We start from the raw sequence: 18137 nt of genomic DNA on the forward strand, positions 1-18137 counted from the left end.
AAACCAAAACCAAAACCAAAACCAAAAAACCAAACCCGAACCCCATGGCCCCTGCGGCCACCCCCGCCCATGATAAAATCTCGGTCTGCCCACCGAACGGGCGGCACACCCACCACCGGCATTGCGATGGCCGATTCCGTCGATCTTTCGACGCTTGCACAGCGTCATTCCCGACGCGCCGCCGAACAGGCGCGCAAGCCACAGCATTCCAGGGTGCGACCAGACTGACATCGGGGCGCGAGCGCACATCCGCCACGCCCGACAAACGCAACGACAATTGCACAATGCGTGCGCCCCGCTGGCGCGCGCGACGGAGAAAGGTATGGCGGGTCATTCGAAATGGGCCAACATCAAGCATAAGAAAGCAGCGGCCGATGCCAAGAAAGGCAAGGTCTGGACGCGGCTCATCAAGGAAATCCAGGTCGCGGCCCGCATGGGCGGCGGCGATATCGACTCGAACCCGCGCCTGCGGCTCGCCGTCGACAAGGCGTACGACGCCAACATGCCGAAGGACAACATCAACCGCGCGATCCAGCGCGGCGTTGGCGGCGTAGATGGCGCGAACTACGAGGAAATCCGCTACGAAGGCTACGGCATCGGCGGCGCGGCCATCATCGTCGACACGATGACCGACAACCGCACCCGCACCGTCGCGGAAGTGCGCCACGCGTTCTCGAAGTTCGGCGGCAACATGGGCACGGACGGCTCGGTGTCGTTCATGTTCGATCACGTCGGCCAGTTCCTGTTCGCGCCCGGCACGCCGGAAGACAAGCTGATGGAAGCCGCCCTCGAAGCGGGCGCCGACGACGTCGTCACGAACGAAGACGGCAGCATCGAAGTAGTCTGCCCGCCGAACGACTTCCCGAAGGTCAAGTCCGCGCTCGAAGCCGCTGGCTTCAAGGCGGAAGTCGCGGAAGTGACGATGAAGCCGCAAACGGAAGTCGAATTCACGGGCGACGACGCCGTCAAGATGCAAAAGCTGCTCGACGCGCTGGAAAATCTGGACGACGTGCAAGAGGTCTACACGAACGCGGCCATCGCCGACGAGTGAGGCGGCAAGTGAGCGCGCCGCCCCGATCAGGGTTCCCATCCCGGTTCCCTTCAAAGACGGGGCAGTCGCTGCGCTCCTTCCCGCGCTCGCCGCACGGGCGTTCGGGCATTCACACGGGCGCGTCGTTCGCGGCGTATTTCTCTGCTTTTCCCGCCACATGGCCCGGCTTTGTGGCCTGTCTCACAGGCAACGCGTTCGCGTTGTGCGAAGGTAGATATCCACGGCTCGCGCCGCTGCGCGGGCCGTTCACGGTTTTTAGCATTCGGGGAATCACATGAAGTTACTCGTCGTCGGTTCCGGCGGTCGCGAGCATGCGCTCGCATGGAAGCTCGCGCAGTCGCCACGCGTGCAGCTCGTCTATGTCGCGCCTGGCAACGGCGGCACCGCGCAGGACGACCGTCTGCTCAATATCGGCATCACCGATCCGAACGCGCTCGCCGACTTCGTCGAGAAAGAGCAGATCGCGTTCACGCTGGTCGGGCCGGAGCAGCCGCTCGCGGCGGGCATCGTCAACATCTTCCGCGCGCGTGGCCTGAAAATTTTCGGCCCGACGAAGGAAGCGGCGCAGCTCGAAAGCTCCAAGGACTTCGCGAAGGCGTTCATGAAGCGCCACGCTATCCCGACAGCGGAATACGAAACCTTTTCGGACGTGGCTGCCGCGCACGCCTACATCGACGCCAAGGGTGCACCCATCGTCATCAAGGCCGACGGCCTTGCGGCCGGCAAGGGCGTGGTCGTCGCGCAAACGCTCGAAGAAGCGCATCACGCCGTCGACATGATGTTATCGGACAACAAGCTCGGCGATGCCGGCGCGCGTGTCGTGATCGAAGAGTTCCTGGCGGGCGAGGAAGCGAGCTTCATCGTGATGGTGGACGGCATGAACGTGCTGCCGCTGGCGTCGAGCCAGGACCACAAGCGGCTGCTGGACGGCGATCAGGGCCCGAACACGGGCGGCATGGGCGCCTACTCGCCCGCGCCCATCGTCACGCCGCAACTGCACGCACGCGTGATGCGCGAAATCATCCTGCCGACCGTGCGCGGCATGGAGAAAGAAGGCATCCGCTTCACCGGCTTCCTGTACGCCGGCCTGATGATCGACGCGCAAGGCAACCCGAAAACGCTCGAATTCAACTGCCGGATGGGCGACCCGGAAACGCAGCCGATCATGGCGCGCCTGAAGGGCGACTTCTCGAAGGTCGTCGAGCAGGCAATCGCGGGCACGCTGGACACGGTGGAACTGGAATGGGACCGTCGCACGGCGCTCGGCGTCGTGCTCGCCGCGCACAATTATCCGGACGCGCCGCGCAAGGGCGACTTCATCAGCGGCATTCCCGTCGAAACGGCAGACGCGGTGACGTTCCATGCGGGCACGGCGCTGGTGGACGGCAAGCTGACGACGACGGGCGGACGCGTGCTGTGCGTGGTCGGGCTGGCTGACTCGGTGCGCAGCGCGCAGTCGGTTGCGTATGAGGCGATCAACCATATTTCGTTCGACGGCATGCAGTATCGCCGCGACATCGGTTATCGGGCGGCCAACCGCAAGCACGGCCAGAGCTGACGCTTTCCGCGCGAAAGCGCTTTCCGGCGCGGCGTTCGGGCCCCCGTCCCGAACACGCGACACGGCCCTTCGGGGCCAGTTGGCCGCGCCGGCGCTACACTTGGATTTGCCGGCAGAGATGCGCGGTTGCGGGCAGCGGAGCGCGCCCGGCCGCTCGCGGACGGCGGCAGCCGCGCAGACGCAAGCCGCCCACTCCCCCGCCGACATCGCAGCACGCCTTATCTGTCCCATCGAGACCCGACCGCGCCAGTGTTCCAAACCTGCCGCGCCCCACACACCATGACCGATTCGATTCACGACGCCAACGATACCCAGACGGTCCGCAGCTGGATGCAAGGCCTGCAGACGCGGATCGCCGACGCGCTCGGCGCATTCGACGGCACGCCGCTCGCCACCGACAGCTGGCAGCGCGCGCCCGGTGAAAAGCTGCGTGGCGGCGGCTGCACGCGCATTCTGGAAGACGGCCAGTTCTTCGAGCGCGCGGGCATCGGCTTCTCGGATGTGCAAGGCGACGCGCTGCCCGGCTCGGCCAGCGCGCTGCGCCCGCAACTGGCGGGGCGCGGATTCGAGGCGATGGGCGTGTCGCTGGTGCTGCACCCGCGCAACCCGTACTGCCCGACGGTCCACATGAACGTGCGGCTGCTCGTCGCGACGAAAGCAGGCGAAGCGCCCGTGTTCTGGTTCGGCGGCGGCATGGATCTGACGCCCTACTACGGCTTCGAAGAGGACGCGCAGCATTTTCACCGCGTCTGCCGCGATGCGCTGCAACCATACGGCGACGATCTGTACCCGCGCTTCAAGCGCTGGTGCGACGACTATTTTTTCCTGAAACACCGCAACGAGCCGCGCGGCATCGGCGGGATTTTCTTCGACGACTACGCGGAGCCTGGCTTCGAGCAGTCGTTCGCGATGGTCAAGAGCGTCGGCGACGCGTTTCTGGACGCCTATCTGCCCATCGTCGAAAAACGCCGCAACATGCCGTACGGCGAGGCCCAGCGCGACTTCCAGGCCTACCGGCGCGGCCGGTACGTCGAGTTCAACCTCGTCTTCGACCGTGGCACACTGTTCGGGCTGCAAAGCGGCGGCCGCACGGAATCGATCCTGATGTCGATGCCGCCTGTCGTAAACTGGCGCTACAACTGGCAGCCCGAACCGGGCACGCCGGAGGCGCGCCTGACCAGCGACTTTCTCGTTCCGCGCGAGTGGGTCTGACGCGACCCGTCGCGCGCTACCCGCTTTTACTGACAGGCAAAGGAACCGCAACTGAATCCGACCGCTCAATCCGTCGCACCTCAACGGGCATTGCGCCGACGCATCGGCATACTCGGCGGCACGTTCGACCCGATCCACGACGGCCACCTCGCGCTCGCGCGACGTTTCGCCGAGGCGCTCGATCTGACCGAACTCGTGCTGATGCCGGCTGGCCAGCCGTGGCAGAAGGCGGATGTATCGGCGGCCGAAGACCGGCTCGCCATGACGCGCGCGGCCGCTGCGTCGTTGACGCTGCCGGGCGTGACCGTCAGCGTCGCCACGGATGAAATCGAGCACGACGGCCCCACTTATACGGTCGAAACACTGCGGCGCTGGCGCGAGCGCGAAGGCGCGGACGCGTCGATCTCGCTTCTGATCGGCGCCGACCAGCTCGTGCGGCTCGACACGTGGCGAGACTGGCAGCGTCTGTTCGACTATGCGCATATCGCCGCCGCGACACGCCCGGGTTTCGACGTAACGGCCGTGCCGGCTCCCGTCGCGGCAGCCATCGCGCAGCGCGCGGCGCAAGCCGGCACGCTGCGGGCGACACCCGCCGGGCATTTGCTGATCGACACGTCGCTTGCGTTGGACGTGTCGGCCACCGACATCCGCGCGCATCTGCGCGCGTGGTTCGAAAACGATGCGGACGCCTCTGCAAGCGGCGCTGCCGTGCAAGTGCAGTCCGCACCAGATCATGTCCCCACTGCTGTGTGGGACTATATTGTTCAACATCATCTGTACCAACATCGGTAACCATGGATATACGCAAGCTGCAACGCGCGATCGTCGACGGACTCGAAGACGTCAAGGCGCAAGACATCAGGGTGTTCAACACCAGCCACCTCACCGAACTGTTCGACCGCGTGATCGTCGCGAGCGGCACGTCGAACCGCCAGACCAAGGCGCTTGCGTCCAGCGTGCGCGAAAAGGTCAAGGAAGCGGGCGGCGACATCATCAGCACCGAGGGCGAAGACATCGGCGAATGGGTGCTGGTGGACTGCGGCGATGCCGTCGTGCACATCCTTCAGCCGGCCCTGCGCCAGTACTACAACCTCGAAGAGATCTGGGGCGACAAGCCGGTGCGCGTGAAGCTGTCGACGCCGAACCCGTTCGGCGGCGCCCGTCCGTCAGAGCCGTTCGACGACGAGGACGAAGAGGAAGATGCACCCGTCGCGCGTCCCGCGCGCAAGGCACCTGCCCGCCGCCGCTCGTGAGCGTGCCGCTGTCCATCAAGGGATTCGCGCTTGCCACTGCGGGCGGTGCTGACCAGGCGCGAGGCTGACGATGAAACTGCATATCGTCGCGGTTGGCCACAAGATGCCCGACTGGATCGCCACGGGCTTCGACGAGTACGCGAAGCGCATGCCGCCCGAGCTGCGCATCGAATTGCGCGAACTCAAGCCGGAGCAGCGTTCGTCTGGCCGCTCGGCCGAAAGCGTGATGGCCGCCGAGCGCCAGAAAATCGAAGCCGCGTTGCCGAAGAACGCGCGCATCGTCGCGCTCGATGAACGCGGCAAGGACTGGACCACGATGCAGCTCGCCAACGCCCTGCCCTCGTGGCAACAGGATGGGCGCGACGTCGCGTTTCTGATCGGCGGTGCAGACGGGCTCGACCCCGAACTGAAGGCGCGCGCGGACATGCTGCTGCGTCTGTCGAGCCTGACGCTGCCGCACGCGATGGTCCGTGTGCTGCTTGCCGAACAACTGTATCGCGCGTGGACCATCACGCAGAATCATCCGTATCATCGGGCCTGAACTCCGGGTCTGAACACACTTCATCTTCCCGCTGTCCCTCGCCCTGCACAACCTGGCCGAATGGCCAGGTTGAACCGTCTGCGTCATCTGTTACGCTCAACGCTTTCGTTGGCTTGCGCCTTTGCCGAGCCGCGTCTCCCGTTTCTTTAAAGCCGATCCATGTCCAATCAGTCCGCTGTCTTTCCGTTCGTCTATCTCGCGTCGCAAAGCCCGCGCCGCCAGGAGTTGCTCACGCAATTGGGCGTGCGTTTCGAACTGCTGCTGCCGCGCCCCGACGAAGACGCGGAAGCGCTCGAGGCCGAGTTGCCCGGCGAGCGCGCGCACGACTACGTGATGCGCGTGTGCGTCGCGAAGGCGCATGCGGCGCGCGCGCGGCTGGTCGCGGGCGGCCACGCGAATGCGCCCATCCTCGTTGCCGACACAACCGTCACGATCGACGACGCGATTCTCGGCAAGCCGATCGATGCCGACGACGCCGTCGCGATGCTGACTCGGCTCGCGGGCCGCGATCATGAAGTGCTGACGTCCGTGGCCGTCGTCGATGCAGATGGCGAACTGCTCGCGCCCGCGCTATCGGTATCGCGCGTGCGCTTTGCTGCAGTGCAAAGCGATGCGCTGCGCCGTTACGCAGCAAGCGGCGAGCCGCTCGGCAAGGCGGGCGCGTATGGCATTCAGGGGCGCGCAGCGGAGTTTATCGAGCATATCGACGGGTCCTATTCAGGTATCATGGGTTTGCCATTGTTTGAAACCGCTGCTCTTCTACGTGCGGCGAGCATCGACTTCTAAAACAACACCATGAACGAAGAAATCCTGATTAACGTTACGCCACAGGAGACGCGCGTAGCGTTGGTCCAGCAGGGCGCAGTGCAGGAGCTTCACGTCGAGCGCACGCTGTCACGCGGGCGCGTCGGCAATGTCTATCTCGGCAAGGTGGTGCGGGTGCTGCCGGGCATGCAGTCCGCGTTTATCGATATCGGTCTGGAACGCGCCGCGTTTCTACATGTTGCCGATATCTGGCATCCGCGGCTCGCGGGCGACACGCAACAGCAGGTGCCGCATCAGCCCATCGAGAAGATCGTCTTCGAAGGGCAAACGCTGATGGTCCAGGTCGTCAAGGACCCGATCGGCACGAAAGGCGCGCGGCTGTCCACGCAGGTGAGCATCGCCGGGCGCACGCTCGTCTATCTGCCGCAGGAACCGCATATCGGCATTTCGCAAAAGATCGAAAGCGAAGCCGAGCGCGAAGCCGTGCGTGCGCGTCTGACATCGGTGTTGCCCGTCGACGAGAAAGGCGGCTACATCGTACGCACCATCGCCGAAGACTCGTCGAGCGAAGAGCTTGCTGCTGACGTCGCCTATCTGCGCAAGACATGGACAACGATACTCTCGCAAGGGCAGCGCATGCCGCCCACGAGTCTGCTTTATCAGGACCTGAATCTCGCGCAGCGCGTGCTGCGCGACTTCGTCAATGACGAGACCACGCGCATTCAGGTGGATTCGCGCGAGACGTATCAGATGCTCGCGGAGTTCGCGGCCGAGTTCACGCCTGCGGTGTCGTCGAAGCTCCATCACTACACGGGCGAGCGTCCGCTCTTCGATCTGTACAACATCGAGACGGAAATCCAGCGCGCGTTGTCGAGGCGTGTCGATCTGAAGTCGGGCGGCTATCTGGTGATCGACCAGACGGAAGCGATGACGACCATCGATGTCAACACGGGCGGCTACGTCGGCGCGCGCAATTTCGACGACACGATCTTCAAGACCAATCTCGAAGCGGCGCATACCATCGCGCGTCAGTTGCGGCTGCGCAATCTGGGCGGCGTGATCATCATCGACTTCATCGATATGGAAAACGTCGAGCATCGCGATCAGGTGCTCAACGAACTCAAGAAGGCACTTTCACGCGACCGCACCCGCGTGACGGTGAACGGGTTCTCGCAGCTCGGGCTCGTCGAGATGACGCGAAAGCGTACGCGTGAGTCGCTTGCGCATGTATTGTGCGAGCCTTGCCCTGTTTGCCAGGGCAAGGGGCAGGTGAAGACGGCGCGTACCGTGTGCTATGACGTGCTGCGGGAAATTCTGCGTGAGTCCCGCCAGTTCAATCCGCGCGAGTTTCGCGTGGTCGCGTCGCAGCAGGTGATCGATCTGTTTCTCGAAGAAGAATCCCAACATCTGGCCATGCTGATTGATTTCATCGGCAAGCCGGTTTCATTGCAGGTCGAGTCGAATCTGAGTCAGGAGCAGTACGACATCGTGCTGATGTGATTCGCCACCTCTTCCGCGCACCTCTGATGGCACGCCGTTTGCTGTCAGAGGATCACACCGCACGCGGGAGGCGACATGCGCTCCGAACAATACGAATACAACGATGACCAGACAGCTCTACCTAACCCTTGCTACGACGGGCTTTACCGCCCCGCGTCTCACGAGAAAAGCACGTTACGGAAGCGCTCGGCGGGGGGCCTGCTGACCTTCGGCATTGCGTGGCTTTTCGGGCTCGAAGCGCTGCTTTCCGACGACGAAAACTGACTCATCAATGCATCCCGCATCGCGAAGCGATACGAAATTTCAATCACTTCCGAGTAGAGGTTACAGAGATTGATCGGGCGTGGCGTCGGGCCATCCGCCGTCCGCCCTGTTCCGGCAAATCAGCTAGACTTTCGATATGCAGTTGCAATAGACGGAGGCAGCCATGGCTGAATCAATGGTTGGCATCGTGGTCGGCATCGTCGTGCTGGCGGTCATCGCGACGCTGCTGTCGCATCAATTGCGGCGCGAGCATCACCTTCATCACATCCGCGACGCAATGTCGGGCCGTTACGACGGGCATCGATGGTGGGAGCGCCTGCGCCACCGGCACTGAATCCCGGCACTGAATCCCTTTTCACCTCGTCTCGAATCGCGCCGCGCGCCGCGGCGCACGACACACGGCAAGCGTCGACGTCGCCCATCATCGTCAGGCCGCCGACGGCGCCGTCCGCACGGAGGCAATCATGCCCGACGAAGCCGCAACCCTGAACTGGCAAAAAGTCGACTATGAAGGCTTCGAGATTCACGTCGCGCCGTCACTGAAAGACGGTAGCGAACGCTACACGTATATCGGCTACGTGTGCCATCCTGGCGCCGACCCGAAAGCGCCCGGCCACACGGTGACATTTCACGCGGATGGAGAAGAATCGTTTAAGACACTCGACGACGCGACCTATGAAGCCGTGCACGTCGGCAAGAGCATTATTGAAGGCACGCATCCGGATCTGTCGGTGCTGTCGCTGGTGACGAGCGGCGTCTGAGCCGGGTCGAATCAGTCTTACCTGCCGAGGCGCTCTTCCGTCTGCGAAGGCGTGCCTCGACGACAACTCAAGAAAATGCCGATGAGGAAGATAAACAGATTCCCTTCGGTAAAGTTGAGCAACAGCGAGTTCGCAAAGCAGCCGATCGTAAAAGCGAATAGATAAGCGAACACGATCGTGCGCGCCGGCTCGCGCAATTCGATCGCGGTCCGACCGATCTGCACGAGCAGAAACACGAATAGCGCAATGCCGACCGCGCCCAACTGAACGCCCATCAGCAGAAATTCATTGTGCGGATTGCCTGCCGTGGCCGCGGCGGCACCCGTGTTGTTGCGCGCGTATGCGTCGAACTCGTCCTGCACCGTGCCCACGCCGTGGCCGATGATCGGGCGCTCAGCCAGTAATTCAAGGCTGCGCCGGTAGAACACGATGCGTACGCCCATCGACGTGTTCTTGTTGGACGTTTCGTATGCGCTGATTTCGTCGTTCGTTTCCGCGAGCCGCGAACCGTGCGAATGCAGCGCCGCGTACACGAGACTACCCGCAATGGCCACCAGCACGGCGCCGCTCCCCCACCGGACCCACGGCTTCACGCCGCGTAGCGAGGTGAAGTACGTCACGACGTAAATCAGGATGAAAAGAATCGCGATGATCTGGCCCGTGCGCCCCTGCATCATCAGCAGCACGTTGACGATGGCCAGCAGCGCGACGACGTAGAGCGCCACCTTCGCGGCCCGCGCGCGCGACTGCTTCGCGAAGCTCAGCGCCAGGTAAAACAGCAGCGCCATCATGATGCCCGCGGCGATATGGTCCTTGAAGACCCACGCCCTGCGGATCGGATCGGTATTCGAATGCCACGAGCCAATGGACGTCCAGCCGAAGTAATTCGAGCATGACAGCAGCAGCAAAAGCGTCAGCGCGCTAAATAGCGCCCACTTCGCGACCGTCGTCCACGCGGTCGTGCGGCAATCGCGGAACGTCAGGATCAGCAGCGGCAAATAGATCAGCTTGCGGTACTTCATCAGGAAGTCCAGCGCGTGCACGCGGTCCGCCGTCGTCCATGCAAGGCTCAGCGTCAGCGCGGCAGCGAGCAGCAGCGCTGCGACGCACACACGGTCGGTGAACAGCGAGCGCCAGTTGCGCCACACTTCGGGCGACAGCAGCGCGCACACCGCAAACAGGGTCGCCGCGATATTGACGCCGGCCGTCGACAACGGCACGGCAAACAGCGCGATGAGCGCGAAACTTCGCGCAAGGATCAGGGGATACGAATCTCTTGTAGCGTGTTGCATGTATGCTTCAACTCTCATTGACGAAATGCGCTCGCGTAGCCTCGGACCAAGGGCTCGCTGCGTCGATGGCCCGGTTTCTTCAGCCGGTGCCTTTAGTTGATCTTGTTGATCCTGCTGATCCTGCCTGTTTCTACCTGTTTCTACCGGTTTCTACCCGCTGCTGCCTGCGTCCGGGCCCCGTCGACGGGTCACGCCATCGCCATCATCTCATGGCCGCCATGCGATTTGGTTTCACGCCCGCGCGCCACGCAAGCGGCCGTAAGGCGCGGAAGGTCATCGCGTGGCGCCGCGCAGATAGAACGCGCTGCGGGCATCGAGCGCCGCTGGGGAATACAGTTCCTCGACGGTCCGGCGCGCGGCAGCACCGATCTTCGCGCGCAACGCCGGCTGCGCAACGAGTTCGGCAAGTATCGCCAGCGCTTCTTCGGATGTATCGAACAGATACCCGTTCTCGCCATGCCGCACAACATCGGCGTAGCCGCCGTGCCGGTGGCACACGACGGGCAAACCGCACGCCATCGCCTCGAGCACCACGCGGCCGAACGTCTCGACGTGCTCGCCCGTGCGGTAGTAGAAGATATCGAGCTCGTGCAGAAAGTCCGGCGCGGCCATCGCGCCCTCGGGCAACAGACGGATCGCGTCGTCTTGCGGCAATGCCGCCGCCAGCGTCGTCGCGCCTTGCAGCAGCAGCTTGCAGCCGCGCTCAGCAAGGGTCCTGTACACGGCGATGTCGTCGGGATGATGCTTGTCAGCCGTATCGCGGCTCAGACGGCCGATTACCGGTTGCGCGCGAGTGTCACGCACGCGCGGCGCAAAGCGGCCGATATCGATCGGCGACGGCTGGATCTCGCCCTTCACGCCCAACAGCCGGGACTGAAACGCGGAAATCAGCACGAATTCGGTCGCGGGCCAGCGCAACAGCGGCGGCGGCGTCGACGTCAGCGCGAGCAGCTTCGGATGAAACGTATTGAACACGTACACGAGCCGCTCGGGGCGGGCCGCGAAATACGGCCACGCCCGGTTGCGCCAATGGGCGCCGACGAACACATACGTGCCGCCGCGCGGCACGCTGCCCTTGAGCGGAGCGAGCCGGCGGATCGGAAAGGCCGCCGACAGTTCCTCGGACGTCCGCGACGACGTGCTCCAGAGCTGCACGTCGCCCCTGCCGTGCAGCAGCTCGTACAGGCGCAGTGCCTCCTGCTCGCTGCCGCCGTTCGGATTGTGAAAGCCGTTGAAGATGTGAATCATGCCAACTGTCTGAGTGGTCGCCGGCTGCATCGCACGCATCGCAGCGGCGGGCGCGCCCGCGTGCGGCACAGGGCCGCGCGGGCGTTCTATCGTGGGGTCACACGGTCGTCACGCCGCATGCTGCTGGAACTGGATGCGATGCAGATGCGCGTACAGCCCGTTCTGCGCGAGCAGTTCGCGATGGCTGCCTCGCTCGACGATGCGTCCCGCGTCGAGCACGAGGATGCGGTCCGCGCGCTCGATGGTCGACAGCCGGTGCGCGATCACGAGCGTCGTGCGGCCCTTCATCAGCGTTTCGAGCGCGGCCTGCACGTGGCGCTCGGATTCGGAATCGAGCGCAGACGTGGCTTCGTCGAGAATCAGGATGGGCGCGTCCTTGTACACCGCGCGTGCGATCGCGAGACGCTGGCGCTGGCCGCCCGACAGCATCATGCCGTTGTCGCCGATCAGCGTCTCGATGCCGTTCGGCATCGCCGCCACCGTGTCCCACAGATTGGCCGCATGCAAGGCCGCCTTCACGCGTTCGGCGTCGGCCGTCTGCCCGTAGGCGACGTTGTTCGCGATCGTGTCGTTGAACAGCACGACGTCCTGGCTCACCATCGCGATCTGGCTGCGCAATTCATGAATGTCGTACTCCGGCAACGCGACGCCGTCGACCAGCACCTGCCCGCCGCTCGGATCGAAGAAGCGCGGCAGCAGGTTCACGAGCGTCGTCTTGCCGCTGCCCGATGGGCCGGCCAGCGCGACCATTTCACCGGGCGCGACCTTGAACGACACGCTATCGAGCGTCTGCCGCTGCATCGGTCCGCTCGCGCCGTACCTGAACGACACGTCGCGGAATTCGACCTCGCCCGTCGAACGCTCGAGTTTGCGCCCGCCGCCCGGCGGCTCCGACGGCTCGTCGATCAGTCCGAAGATCAGTTCGGCCGCCGTCATCCCGCGTTGCAACGGCTGATTCACGTCCATCAGATGCTTGAGCGGGGAGATGATCAGCAACATCGACGTCACGAACGCGACAAAGCCGCCGACTGTAGTCTGGTCGTGCGACGACTGCACGACGGCAATCGTGATCACGACCGCGAGCGCGATCGATGCCAGAAACTGCGTCAGCGGCTGCGCGAGGCCGCCCGATACCGTCATGCGCATCGAATAGCCGCGCAGCTGCTTGCTCATTTCCGTGAAACGGTCGATCTCGTACCGCTCGCCGTTGTGCACCTTGACGACCTTGTAGCCGCCTACCGTCTCCTCGACGATATAGGACAACTCGTTGGTGAGCGTCTGATGCTCGCGGTTCAGGCGACGCAGCCGGCGGTTGATCTTGCCGACCAGCCAGCCGATGCCCGGCAGCAGCACCGCGACGATCAGCGTCAGGCGCCAGTTCAGGTAGAACAGGTAACCGAGCAGGAACACGACCGTCAGCGAATCGCGCACGAGCGTCACCATCACGCCGATCAGCACGTTCAGGATCTGGTTGACCTCGAAGACGATTGCGTTGATGACCGTGCTGGCCGTCTCGCGCTGAAAGAACGAAACACTGCTGTGTATCATCCGGTTGAACATGGTCAGCCGCAGATCCAGCAGGATGCGGTTCGACACGTAGGACAGCAGATAGCCCGACGCGTACTGCGTGACGCCGCGCAACAGCGCGAGGCCGATGATGGCGAGCGGCACGAACCATTTCGCGCTGTCGCTGCTGTGCGCGCCGAAGCCGTGGTCGAGCAGCGGCTTGAGCAGTGCGGGAATCCCCGCCTCGGTGGCGGCGACGACGCCCATCGTGAGGATGGCGGCGACAACGGTCCAGATGAGCGGCTTCACATACGGCCACAGCCGGCGCAGGACGACGACAGTCGACGTTGCTTCACGGGAGCCGATGGGCTTGCTTAACGTTGGCTTGGCGCTCAAGACTTCCTCTGAGAATGCGGGCGCGCTTCACGGCACCCGTAGGCCGCCCCTGGGGCGGATTGCGAATGCGACATTGTAAACCGTTCGGCATGCCATCCCGACGCGGCTAAATGATTGGAAATCCACGCGTTTGCAGATTTTCACGGCGCGGTGCGGGCGAAACGGGCTGAGGCGCCCGTTCGCCACGGGCCGGCGCCTGGCGCCGGCCGCCATCCCGCTGTGCGCCGCTGTGTATATACTTGCGCAACTTTCGTTGGGCGACGGTACCCCGGCAGCAGGCGGGGCGGACCGTGCGCCGTCTCTCCCGGCATCCATTCGCATGACACAACCCACACTCGGCGTCGCGCTCATCACGAAGAACGCCGCGCTCCGCCTCGACGAATGCCTGCGCGCCGTCGCATTCGCCGACGAGATCGTCGTCGTCGACAGCGGCAGCACCGACCGCACCGTCGAGATCGCCCGCGCACACGGCGCGCGCGTGCTGACACACACCGACTGGCCCGGCTTCGGCCCGCAGAAGAACCGCGCGCTGGATGCGCTCGGCACGGCCTGGGTGCTGTCGATCGACGCCGACGAGATCGTCACGCCGGAACTGGCCGTGTCGATTGCGGGCGTGCTCGCCGCGCCCGCCGCCGATGTCTATGCAGTCGACCGCCTGTCCGCCTTCTGCGGACATTGGGTGCGCCACGGCGGCTGGTATCCCGACTGGATTCCGCGCCTCTTCAAACGCGGCGCCGCGCGCTTCTCGGACGACCTCGTGCACGAGCGGCTCGTGTTCGATTCGCCCGCGAAGCGGCTGGAAGGCAAGCTGATGCACCACTCGTACGAAGACTTCGAGGCGGTGCTGCGCAAGCTCGACGCGTATTCGACGGCAGGCGCGCAACAGCGGCATGCGGCAGGTCAACGCGGCAGCTTCGGCAAGGCCGTCGCACGAGGCGCCTGGGCGTTCGTGCGAACCTATTTCTTGCGGCGTGGATTTCTCGACGGCCGGGCGGGTTTCATGATCGCGATGTTCAATGCGGAAACCGTGTATTACCGGTTTCTGAAGCTTGCGCAACTCGGCCGCGAAGGCGCTTCGGGTCGTTGAGCGCGGGCGGTCCGGTTAATCGGATTCGATTCATCGACAACCATCAACACCCGCCGCCCGGCACCGGCATCAATACACGATCTCGATCGCGCTGCCCGAAAACTCGCTGCGCAATGCGGCCAGCAGTTCGTCCGTCGGCCTCACGCGCCATGCATCGCCAAGCCGCACTTCGCCTTCCGCGTTGTCGCTGCGATAGACGATCTGCACGGCAAGGCCGTTCGGCATCGGCGCGGATTGCCGCTGCCCGCGCCCGCCCGAATCGCCGTTGCCGCCGAAGCCGCCACGCCCGCCGCCTCGCGCAGCGGGCGGAGGCGCAGCGACTTCCGCGTCTTCCGGCTTCGCGCGATAGGCTTCGAGCACGGAGCGCAGCACGAGCGCATTCGCGTTGCCGTTCATCTGCACCTTCACTGCTTGCGCGTAACGCGTGCGAGCGCGGCCGAGGTCCATCGGCGTATCGACGGTAAAGCGGATGCCGCCCGTGAACGCGTCATTGCGCGCCTGGCCTTGGACGACGAGCAGTTCGTCTTCCTTGAACAACTGCTTGTGCGCCTCGAATTGCTCGTTGAAGACGGTCACTTCGCACTGGCCCGTGCCGTCGTCGAGCAGTGCGATCAGCATCTTGCCGCGCTGGGTCATCTGCGTACGCAGCGACACGATCACGCCCGCCACCAGTTTGTCACGCCCTTCCTTCAATTCGCCGATCTTCTGACGCACGAAGCGGCGCACTTCGTCCTTGTAGGCATCGAACAGATGGCCCGACAGGTAGAAGCCGAGCGCCGTCTTCTCTTCCTGCAAACGGCGCTTTTCCGGCCACGCGGGTTCGTCGATCAGTTCATGGCCCTGCGACGGTGCGTCGCCCATATCGAACAGGCCCGCCTGCATCGCGTTGGCGCTCGCCTGATCCGCGGCTTCCATGGCGAGCGACACCGACGCGATCAGTTGCGCGCGGTTCTCGTGCAAGGAATCGAACGCGCCTGCGCGAATCAGCGCTTCGATCGTGCGGCGATTGACGATGCGGCGATCGATCCGGTTGCAGAAATCGAACAGATCGACGAACAAGCCTTCCTCGCGCGCGCGCAGGATTTCTTCAATCGCGTTCTGGCCGCTGCCCTTGATCGCGCCGAGACCGTAGCGGATCGTGCGCGAACGCTTGCCGTCGGGTTCCGCGACAGGCTCGAAGCGGTATGCGGACATGTTGATGTCCGGCGGCAGCACGGCCATCTTGTTCGCGATGCAGTCTTCGAACAGGATCTTGACCTTGTCCGTGTCGTCCATCGCGAGCGACATATTGGCCGCCATGAATTCGGCGGGATGGTGCGCCTTGAGCCACGCGGTGTGGTACGCGAGCAGCGCATAGGCAGCCGCGTGCGACTTGTTGAAGCCGTAGCCCGCGAACTTCTCCATCAGGTCGAAGGTCTCGTCGGCCTTCTCGCGTGTCAGGCCGTTCTTCGCCGCGCCCTCGGCGAAGATCTCGCGGTGCTTCGCCATTTCCTCGGGCTTCTTCTTGCCCATCGCGCGACGCAGCAGGTCGGCGCCACCCAGCGAATAGCCGCCGATAATCTGCGCCATCTGCATCACCTGCTCCTGGTAGACCATGATGCCGTAGGTCTCTTTCAGAACAGGCTCGACGCGCGGGTCTGGATATTCGACCGTTTCGCGGCCGTGCTTACGCGCACAGAAGCTCGGAATCAGGTCCATCGGGCCCGGACGGTACAACGCCACGAGCGCGATGATGTCCTCGAAGCGATCGGGCTGCGCGTCCTTCAGCATGCCTTGCATGCCGCGGCTTTCCAGCTGGAACACGGCGACCGTGTTCGCTTTCTTGAGGATCGAGAACGACGCCGGGTCGTCGAGCGGCACCTGCGCGAGCGACCAGTTCTCCTTCGACGGATCGAGACGGCGAATATAGCGCTCGGCCCAGTCGAGAATGGTCAGCGTGGTCAGGCCCAAAAAGTCGAACTTCACGAGGCCGACGGCTTCGACGTCGTCCTTGTCATACTGGCTCACGACGCCGCTTTCATCGCCCTGCGTATAGAGCGGACAGAAATCCGTCAGCTTGCCGGGCGCGATCAGCACGCCGCCCGCGTGCATGCCGACGTTACGCGTCAGGCCTTCCACGCGCTGCGCGAGTTCGAGCAGCTGATGCACTTCGTCTTCGTTGTCGAAGCGCTCCTGCAAGAGCGGCTCTTCCTTCATCGCGTCGGCGATGGTGACGTGCTTGCCGGGCTTGAACGGAATCAGCTTCGCGACCCCGTCCGTGAACATGTAGCCGAGATCGAGCACGCGGCCGATATCGCGCACGGCGGCCTTAGCGGCCATCGTGCCGAAGGTGGCGATCTGCGACACGGCGTCCGCGCCGTACTTCTCCTTCACGTACTGGATCACACGATCGCGGCCGTGCTGGCAGAAGTCGATGTCGAAGTCGGGCATCGACACCCGCTCCGGATTCAGAAAACGCTCGAACAGCAGGTTGTAGCGCAGCGGGTCGAGGTCGGTAATGCCGAGCGCGTAGGCGACCAGCGAGCCCGCGCCCGAGCCCCGGCCGGGCCCCACGGGCACGCCGTTGTTCTTCGCCCAGTTGATGAAGTCCGCGACGATCAGGAAGTAGCCGGGAAAGCCCATCTTGATGATCGTGCCGCATTCGAAGTCGAGCCGCGCGTAATACGTTTCGCGCTGCGCGTCGCGTTTATCCTGTTCCGGGAACAGTTGCTCCAGACGCTTTTCCAGCCCTTCTTTCGACAGTTGCACCAGGTAGTCGTCGAGCGACATGCCGTCCGGCGTCGGGAACAGCGGCAGCTTTGGCTTGCCGAGTTCGAGCGTCAGATTGCAACGCTTCGCGATTTCGATGGTGTTGGCCACCGCCGACGGAATGTCGGCGAACATCTCCACCATCTCGGCCTGCGTGCGGAAATACTGGTCTGTCGTGAAGCGCTTCTGGCGACGCGGATTCGCGAGCATGTCGCCTTCCGAAATACACACGCGCGCCTCGTGCGCGGTGAAGTCGTCGGGCGTCATGAACTGCAGCGGATGCGTGGCGACCACGGGCAGCTTCAGCGACGCCGCGAGCGCGACCGCCTGCTGCACATACGCCTGCGCACCGGGCTGGCCGCCGCGCTGCAGTTCGATATAGAAACCGTTCGGAAAGATCGCCGCCCAGCGCTGTGCGTTGCGCCTCGCGGCTTCCTCGTTGCCCGCCGCGAGCGCCATGCCGACGTCGCCATGCTGCGCACCCGACAGCGCGAGCAGCCCTTCGGCGAGCCCGCCTTCGAGCCACGCGGTGTCCACTTCCGCGCGCCCACGATACTGGTTCGTCAGCCACGCCTTCGACAGCAGTTCGCAAAGATTCAGATAGCCGGTCTTGTTCTTGACCAGCAACAGAAGCCGCGAAGGCTTGTCGCGGTCGTCGGGATTCGTGATCCAGACGTCGCAGCCGGCAATGGGTTTGACCCCTTTGCCACGGGCTTCCTGGTAGAAACGGACGAGGCCGAATGCATTGCCGAGATCGGTGAGCGCGAGCGCGCCCTGACCGTCTTTGGCAGCGGAAGCGACGACGTCGTCGATACGCACGATGCCATCGGCAATCGAGAATTCGGAGTGAACGCGGAGATGGACGAAGCGGGGATCTGACATGGGCGACATTGTAACCCCGCCCTCCTGAAATTTTTCGGCCAAAGCGCGTCCGAACGCCCCTGTTGGCCACCCG

The 18137-nt window shown here is 64.0% G+C and carries 16 protein-coding genes; 12 read left to right on the top strand and 4 right to left on the bottom strand.

The features are described from left to right. The first annotated feature begins 322 nt into the window (after positions 1-322). The 11 genes from C2L66_RS10860 to C2L66_RS10910 all read left to right on the top strand — a co-directional run bounded on the left by C2L66_RS10860 (position 323) and on the right by C2L66_RS10910 (position 8905). Positions 323-1051, top strand: coding sequence for a YebC/PmpR family DNA-binding transcriptional regulator (locus C2L66_RS10860; RefSeq protein WP_036003723.1), 729 nt, complete (start codon positions 323-325; stop codon positions 1049-1051). Positions 1052-1325: 274 nt separating this feature from the next. Further along, a complete protein-coding gene (gene purD / locus C2L66_RS10870) occupies positions 1326-2609 on the top strand; it encodes a phosphoribosylamine--glycine ligase (RefSeq protein WP_054930016.1) in 1284 nt (427 codons plus the stop codon). A gap of 279 nt (positions 2610-2888) precedes the next feature. Next, entirely contained in the window at positions 2889-3821 is a 933-nt protein-coding gene (gene hemF / locus C2L66_RS10875; protein WP_060600160.1) for an oxygen-dependent coproporphyrinogen oxidase, read from the top strand. A 51-nt stretch (positions 3822-3872) separates the two neighbouring features. Beyond that, a complete protein-coding gene (locus C2L66_RS10880; protein WP_082670328.1) occupies positions 3873-4613 on the top strand; it encodes a nicotinate-nucleotide adenylyltransferase in 741 nt (246 codons plus the stop codon). A gap of 2 nt (positions 4614-4615) precedes the next feature. Beyond that, positions 4616-5074, top strand: a complete 459-nt coding sequence (gene rsfS, locus C2L66_RS10885) for a ribosome silencing factor (RefSeq protein ID WP_054930013.1) — start codon at positions 4616-4618, stop codon at positions 5072-5074. A 70-nt stretch (positions 5075-5144) separates the two neighbouring features. Beyond that, the gene (gene rlmH, locus C2L66_RS10890; protein ID WP_007583432.1) at positions 5145-5615 is read left to right on the top strand and encodes a 23S rRNA (pseudouridine(1915)-N(3))-methyltransferase RlmH; all 471 of its coding nucleotides are present in this window, start codon (positions 5145-5147) and stop codon (positions 5613-5615) included. 159 nt (positions 5616-5774) lie between these two features. Then, complete coding sequence (locus C2L66_RS10895; protein WP_054930011.1) at positions 5775-6401, top strand: Maf family protein; 627 nt, start codon at positions 5775-5777, stop codon at positions 6399-6401. Between the two features lie 9 nt (positions 6402-6410). Continuing rightward, complete coding sequence (gene rng / locus C2L66_RS10900; RefSeq protein WP_060600157.1) at positions 6411-7880, top strand: ribonuclease G; 1470 nt, start codon at positions 6411-6413, stop codon at positions 7878-7880. A gap of 75 nt (positions 7881-7955) precedes the next feature. Then, entirely contained in the window at positions 7956-8144 is a 189-nt protein-coding gene (locus C2L66_RS10905; RefSeq protein ID WP_054930009.1) for a hypothetical protein, read from the top strand. A gap of 163 nt (positions 8145-8307) precedes the next feature. Further along, positions 8308-8478, top strand: coding sequence for a hypothetical protein (locus tag C2L66_RS41220; RefSeq protein WP_167352343.1), 171 nt, complete (start codon positions 8308-8310; stop codon positions 8476-8478). 130 nt (positions 8479-8608) lie between these two features. Next, the gene (locus C2L66_RS10910) at positions 8609-8905 is read left to right on the top strand and encodes a hypothetical protein (protein WP_054930008.1); all 297 of its coding nucleotides are present in this window, start codon (positions 8609-8611) and stop codon (positions 8903-8905) included. A 17-nt stretch (positions 8906-8922) separates the two neighbouring features. Here C2L66_RS10910 and C2L66_RS10915 read toward each other — a convergent pair whose 3' ends face one another. The 3 genes from C2L66_RS10915 to msbA all read right to left on the bottom strand — a co-directional run bounded on the left by C2L66_RS10915 (position 8923) and on the right by msbA (position 13347). Continuing rightward, positions 8923-10197 carry an O-antigen ligase family protein gene (locus C2L66_RS10915; RefSeq protein WP_054930007.1) on the bottom strand — a complete coding sequence of 425 codons (1275 nt, stop codon included), beginning with the start codon at positions 10195-10197 and terminating at the stop codon, positions 8923-8925. Between the two features lie 273 nt (positions 10198-10470). Next, positions 10471-11445 carry a glycosyltransferase family 4 protein gene (locus C2L66_RS10920; protein WP_224100311.1) on the bottom strand — a complete coding sequence of 325 codons (975 nt, stop codon included), beginning with the start codon at positions 11443-11445 and terminating at the stop codon, positions 10471-10473. Between the two features lie 108 nt (positions 11446-11553). Continuing rightward, positions 11554-13347, bottom strand: a complete 1794-nt coding sequence (gene msbA, locus C2L66_RS10925) for a lipid A export permease/ATP-binding protein MsbA (RefSeq protein ID WP_060600155.1) — start codon at positions 13345-13347, stop codon at positions 11554-11556. Between the two features lie 319 nt (positions 13348-13666). Here msbA and C2L66_RS10930 point away from each other — a divergent pair, with 319 nt between their 5' ends. Further along, entirely contained in the window at positions 13667-14434 is a 768-nt protein-coding gene (locus tag C2L66_RS10930) for a glycosyltransferase family 2 protein (protein WP_054930005.1), read from the top strand. Between the two features lie 69 nt (positions 14435-14503). Here the strand turns inward: C2L66_RS10930 and dnaE are convergent, their stop codons facing one another. Then, on the bottom strand, positions 14504-18073 hold the full coding sequence (gene dnaE, locus C2L66_RS10935; RefSeq protein WP_060600153.1) for a DNA polymerase III subunit alpha: 3570 nt from the start codon (positions 18071-18073) through the stop codon (positions 14504-14506). Between the last annotated feature and the right edge of the window lie 64 nt (positions 18074-18137).

Source organism: Paraburkholderia caribensis (assembly GCF_002902945.1).
GTDB lineage: Bacteria > Pseudomonadota > Gammaproteobacteria > Burkholderiales > Burkholderiaceae > Paraburkholderia > Paraburkholderia caribensis.

What these genes read in the sequence shown, in the direction of transcription:
- C2L66_RS10860 (WP_036003723.1), top strand. Translation starts at nt 323, where the DNA reads ATGGCGGGTCATTCGAAATGGGCCAACATCAAGCATAAGAAAGCAGCG.
- purD (WP_054930016.1), top strand. Translation starts at nt 1,326, where the DNA reads ATGAAGTTACTCGTCGTCGGTTCCGGCGGTCGCGAGCATGCGCTCGCA.
- hemF (WP_060600160.1), top strand. Translation starts at nt 2,889, where the DNA reads ATGACCGATTCGATTCACGACGCCAACGATACCCAGACGGTCCGCAGC.
- rsfS (WP_054930013.1), top strand. Translation starts at nt 4,616, where the DNA reads ATGGATATACGCAAGCTGCAACGCGCGATCGTCGACGGACTCGAAGAC.
- rlmH (WP_007583432.1), top strand. Translation starts at nt 5,145, where the DNA reads ATGAAACTGCATATCGTCGCGGTTGGCCACAAGATGCCCGACTGGATC.
- C2L66_RS10895 (WP_054930011.1), top strand. Translation starts at nt 5,775, where the DNA reads ATGTCCAATCAGTCCGCTGTCTTTCCGTTCGTCTATCTCGCGTCGCAA.
- rng (WP_060600157.1), top strand. Translation starts at nt 6,411, where the DNA reads ATGAACGAAGAAATCCTGATTAACGTTACGCCACAGGAGACGCGCGTA.
- C2L66_RS10905 (WP_054930009.1), top strand. Translation starts at nt 7,956, where the DNA reads ATGCGCTCCGAACAATACGAATACAACGATGACCAGACAGCTCTACCT.
- C2L66_RS41220 (WP_167352343.1), top strand. Translation starts at nt 8,308, where the DNA reads ATGGCTGAATCAATGGTTGGCATCGTGGTCGGCATCGTCGTGCTGGCG.
- C2L66_RS10910 (WP_054930008.1), top strand. Translation starts at nt 8,609, where the DNA reads ATGCCCGACGAAGCCGCAACCCTGAACTGGCAAAAAGTCGACTATGAA.
- C2L66_RS10915 (WP_054930007.1), bottom strand. Translation starts at nt 10,197, where the DNA reads ATGCAACACGCTACAAGAGATTCGTATCCCCTGATCCTTGCGCGAAGT.
- C2L66_RS10920 (WP_224100311.1), bottom strand. Translation starts at nt 11,445, where the DNA reads ATGATTCACATCTTCAACGGCTTTCACAATCCGAACGGCGGCAGCGAG.
- C2L66_RS10930 (WP_054930005.1), top strand. Translation starts at nt 13,667, where the DNA reads ATGACACAACCCACACTCGGCGTCGCGCTCATCACGAAGAACGCCGCG.
- dnaE (WP_060600153.1), bottom strand. Translation starts at nt 18,073, where the DNA reads ATGTCGCCCATGTCAGATCCCCGCTTCGTCCATCTCCGCGTTCACTCC.